Consider the following 4,959-nt stretch of genomic DNA (forward strand, 5'->3'; position numbering starts at 1 on the left):
CCCCGCGCGCCCGCGGCGGCGAGGTGCTGACCGGCCGCTGTAAACCGCACCAGTGCCCGCTCTTCGCCAGCACCTGCAATCCGCAAAGCGCCTTTGGCGCGCTAATGGTCTCCTCTGAAGGGGCCTGCGCCGCCTGGTATCAATATCGCAGTCAGGAAAATGAAGTATGAAAAGCGTCCAGTTAGCCCACGGTAGCGGGGGACAGGCAATGCAGCAGCTGATCGGCGACCTGTTTATGCAGGCCTTCGCCAACCCCTGGCTGGCGGAGCAGGAGGATCAGGCGCGCCTCGATCTGGCGGCGCTCGCCGCCCAGGGGGACCGCCTCGCCTTCTCCACCGACAGCTACGTGATTGACCCGCTGTTCTTTCCCGGCGGCAATATCGGCAAGCTGGCCGTCTGCGGTACCGCCAACGATGTGGCGGTCAGCGGCGCCATCCCGCGCTATCTTTCCTGCGGCTTTATTCTCGAAGAGGGGCTGGAGATGGCCACCCTGGAAGCGGTAGTCGCCAGCATGGCCGACACCGCCCGGGCGGCAGGGATCGCCATCGTCACCGGCGACACTAAAGTGGTGCCGCGCGGCGCGGCGGATAAGCTGTTTATTAACACCGCCGGCATCGGTGCCATCCCGGCGGACGTTCGCTGGGGGACGCAGCAGATTAGCGCCGGTGATGTGCTGCTGGTCAGCGGCACGCTGGGGGATCATGGCGCCACCATCCTTAACCTGCGCGAGCAGATGGGGCTGGACGGCGCGCTGTCCAGCGACTGCGCGGTGCTGACGCCGCTTATCCAGACCCTGCGCCCGCTGAGCGGAGTGAAAGCCCTGCGCGACGCCACCCGCGGCGGGGTTAACGCGGTCGCCCATGAGTTCGCCGCCGCCAGCGGCTGCGGCATCGAACTGCAGGAGGCAACGCTGCCGGTCAACGACACGGTGCGCGGCGTCTGCGAGCTGCTTGGTCTGGACGCCCTGAACTTCGCCAATGAAGGCAAGCTGGTGCTCGCCGTCGCCCGCGACGAGGCGGAAAACGTGCTGGCGCATTTGCGGTCTCACGCGTTAGGACGCGATGCGGCGATAATCGGCGAAGTGGTCGTCCGCCCGGGCGTACGTTCCGTTGGGCTGTACGGCGTGAAGCGGACGCTCGATCTTCCCCACGCCGAACCGCTGCCGAGAATTTGTTAACGACGGCGTCGGGTCCCGGATAGCGGCTGGCGCCTTTTCCGGGCTACAAAACTGCGCGCACATGTAGCCCGGCTAAGCGCAGCGCAAGCCGGGAAAAAGCCAGCGTAATTATTTTGCCCAAACCAGCGGGCGCCCATGGATGGGTTAAAGCGGCAATAACCGCTTTATTAACATACTATTATTTGTACCATCATTTTCTTATGCGCCGCGTTGTCGGCGCGTTTTGGACGTAAGCAATGTCGTATACACCGATGAGCGATCTCGGCCAGCAGGGGCTGTTCGATATCACCCGGCTTTTATTACAGCAGCCCGATCTGGCCGCGCTAAGCGAAACCCTGACCCGTCTGGTGCAACAGTCCGCGCTGGCCGATGAGGCGGCCATCATCCTGTGGAACGCGGGTAATCACCGCGCGGCCAGGTACGCCTGCGATGAGGCCGGCCATCCGGTAAGCTACGAGGATGAAACCGTCCTGGCCCACGGTCCGGTGCGTCGCTTACTCTCCCGGCCGGATGCCCTGCATTGCGATCATGAAACCTTTGCCGACACCTGGCCGCAGCTTATCCGCAGCGGACTGTATCGTCCGTTCGGTTACTACTCGCTGCTGCCGCTGGCGGCGGACGGGCGGATCTTCGGCGGCTGCGAATTCCTCCGCCGTGACAACCGGCCGTGGAGCGAGAAAGAGTTCCAGCGGCTGCATACCTTCGCGCAGATCGTCGCCGTCGTCACCGAACAGATTCAGAACCGGGTCAGCAATAACGTCGATTACGATCTGCTGTGCCACGAGCGCGACAACTTTCGCATCCTGGTGGCGATCACCAACGCGGTGCTCTCGCGACTGGATATCGACGAGCTGGTCAGCGAGGTGGCGAAAGAGATCCATCGCTACTTCCGGATCGACGCCATCAGCGTGGTGCTGCGCAGCGACCGCAAGGGGAAGCTCAACATCTATTCCACGCATTATCTTGACGCCAGCCACCCGGTTCACGACCAGAGCGAGGTGGATGAAGCCGGCACCCTCACCGAGCGCGTGTTCAAAAGCAAAGAGATGCTGCTGCTTAATCTGCACGAACATGACACTCTCGCGCCGTATGAGAAAATGCTCTTCGAGATGTGGGGCAATAAGATCCAGACCCTGTGCCTGCTGCCGCTGATGTCCGGCAATACCCTGCTCGGGGTGCTTAAGCTGGCGCAGTGCGACGAACAGGTTTTCACCACCACCAATCTCAAGCTGCTGCGGCAGATCGCCGAGCGGGTGTCGATCGCTATCGATAACGCCCTCGCCTACCGCGAAATTCAGCGCCTGAAAGAGCGGCTGGTGGATGAGAACCTCGCGCTCACCGAGCAGCTCAATAATGTCGAGAGCGAATTCGGCGAGATTATCGGCCGCAGCGAGGCGATGAACAATGTGCTCAAGCAGGTAGAGATGGTGGCGCACAGCGACAGCACCGTGCTGATCCTCGGCGAAACCGGCACCGGCAAAGAGCTTATCGCCCGCGCTATCCACAACCTCAGCGGACGCAACGGTCGGCGGATGGTGAAGATGAACTGCGCGGCGATGCCCGCCGGGCTGCTGGAGAGCGATCTGTTCGGCCACGAACGCGGCGCGTTCACCGGGGCTAGCGCCCAGCGTATCGGCCGCTTCGAACTGGCGGACAAAAGCTCCCTGTTCCTCGATGAAGTGGGCGATATGCCGCTGGAACTGCAGCCCAAACTGCTGCGCGTCCTCCAGGAGCAGGAGTTCGAACGTCTGGGGAGCAACAAGCTGATTCAGACCGACGTTCGATTGATCGCCGCCACCAACCGCGATCTCAAGCAGATGGTTATCGACAGGGAATTCCGCAGCGATCTCTACTACCGGCTCAACGTGTTCCCGATCCACCTGCCGCCGCTGCGCGAACGTCCCGACGATATCCCGCTGCTGGTGAAGGCGTTTACCTTTAAAATCGCCCGCCGCATGGGGCGCAATATCGACAGCATTCCGGCGGAAACCCTGCGCACTCTGACGCGCATGGAGTGGCCGGGCAACGTGCGCGAGCTGGAAAACGTTATCGAACGGGCGGTATTGCTCACCCGCGGCAACGTACTGCAGCTCTCCCTGCCGGAGCGGGATATCGTGGAAGCCCCGCGGACGCCGGCGGTCCTGCCTGAGGAAGGTGAGGATGAATATCAACTGATCGTCCGGGTGCTGAAGGAGAGCAACGGCGTGGTGGCCGGGCCGAAAGGCGCCGCCCAGCGGCTGGGGCTCAAGCGCACCACGCTCCTGTCACGCATGAAGCGGCTGGGTATTAATAAAGACGAACTGGTGTAACCTCGCGCGCTCCCCCTTTCCGCGCCGGTGAGAGGGAGCGCTGGCGCAGCGCGCTATTTATCGCTGGTAAAACCGTTGCTGGTCGCCAGTTCGGCAAACCACAGCGCATTGCGTTTTATCTGTCGCTCGCCGGTCTCCAGATCCAGTCGCCAGAAGCCGTAGCGCCGTTTGAAGGCATTGATCCACGACCAGTTGTCGATAAACGTCCACTGGTGCACGCCAAAGCAGTTCGCGCCGTCGGCTATCGCCCGATGCAGCTGCACCAGATGCTCCTCCATCAGCTGGATGCGGAAAGTATCGTCTATCACCCCGTCCGCCCCGGGCTCGCCCTCTGATTGTCGATCCATCGCGATGCCGATTTCCGCGAGATACCACTTAATATTGCCGTAGTTATCGCGAATATTGGCGGCAATGTCATAGATCGCCTGCGGCAGGATCTCGTTGTTATCACGATAAGGATTAAAGCGGCCCTGCGGGTTCACCGCGTTTTCGAAATAGTATTCCGGAGTGAAATAATCGAGGTCATATTCGCTCTCACGCGCTTTTACCCGCCGCGGCACGTAATAGTTTACCCCAAGAAAATCGATATCCGCGCTGAGGATCAACGCCGCGTCGTCTTTGCTGGTCGTCGGCAGGCAGTCGTGGGCGGCAAGGATCTCGCACAGCGCTTTGGGGAATTCATGTTTTACCAGCGGGTCAAGGAAGCTGCGGTTAAAAAACAGGTCGGCATACCCGGCGGCTTTTTTATCCGCGTCGCTGTCGGTGAGGGTATAGCTCGGGGTCAGGTTGAGCACCACGCCGATCTCGCCCGCCAGCGCCAGTTCACGATAAGCCGTTACCGCTTTGGCGTGCGCCAGCATAATGTTAAACGCCACCTGCGCCGCCAGCCGGCCATCTTTCTTACATGGATAGTGGAAGTCGTACAGGTAGCCTCCCTCAACCGGCACAATCGGCTCGTTGAAGGTTATCCAGTATTTAACCTTATGGCCAAACAGGCTAAAGGCGGTGCGGGCAAAGCGGGCAAACAGCTCGGCTACGTGCGCCGATTCAAAGCCGCCGTACTGTTTCTGCAGCGCTTCCGGCATATCAAAGTGGTAGAGATTGATCATCGGCTCAATGCCGTTAGCGATCATCTCATCCAGATAGGCGTGATAAAAACGCACCGCGTCCGGGTCCGGCGCGCCGGTTTCCAAATCCGCGATCAGTCGTGACCACTGTATCGAGGTACGAAATGAGTTGAAGCCGGTCTGTTTCATTAGCGCCACGTCCTGCGGATACTGATGATAAGTATCACACACGGTTTGCGGTCCTACCTGCTGATAAAATCGCTCCGGCTGTTCGGCAAACCAACTGTCCCAGATGGAACGATGGCGCTTATTGGTGACCCCTTCCGTTTGCGGGCCGGACGCCGCCGCCCCCCACAGGAACCCTTGCGGAAACTGATACTGCTGCATAACCTCTCCTTCGAAAAAA

General features: G+C 60.6%; 3 protein-coding genes and 1 pseudogene. 3 read left to right on the top strand and 1 reads right to left on the bottom strand.

Translation table 11 applies throughout. The annotated features are described in order from the left end of the window. The 3 genes and pseudogenes from HMPREF9538_RS30190 to flhA all read left to right on the top strand — a co-directional run. Positions 1-170, top strand: a pseudogene (locus HMPREF9538_RS30190) (hydrogenase formation protein HypD); the annotation flags it as partial. After that, positions 167-1,177 (top strand): hydrogenase expression/formation protein HypE, encoded by a 1,011-nt coding sequence (hypE, locus tag HMPREF9538_RS10135; RefSeq protein ID WP_009485513.1) that lies wholly within the window; start codon positions 167-169, stop codon positions 1,175-1,177. The pseudogene HMPREF9538_RS30190 and the gene hypE, both read left to right, overlap by 4 nt. Positions 1,178-1,413: 236 nt before the next feature. Further along, a complete protein-coding gene (gene flhA, locus HMPREF9538_RS10130) occupies positions 1,414-3,486 on the top strand; it encodes a formate hydrogenlyase transcriptional activator FlhA (RefSeq protein ID WP_004174677.1) in 2,073 nt (690 codons plus the stop codon). Between the two features lie 53 nt (positions 3,487-3,539). Here flhA and HMPREF9538_RS10125 read toward each other — a convergent pair whose 3' ends face one another. After that, positions 3,540-4,940: a glycoside hydrolase family 1 protein gene (locus HMPREF9538_RS10125; RefSeq protein ID WP_002914970.1), complete on the bottom strand. Its 1,401-nt coding sequence runs from the start codon at positions 4,938-4,940 to the stop codon at positions 3,540-3,542. Positions 4,941-4,959 lie beyond the last annotated feature (19 nt).

This window comes from Klebsiella sp. MS 92-3 (assembly GCF_000195655.1).
In the GTDB taxonomy this organism is placed as follows: Bacteria; Pseudomonadota; Gammaproteobacteria; order Enterobacterales; family Enterobacteriaceae; genus Klebsiella; species Klebsiella pneumoniae.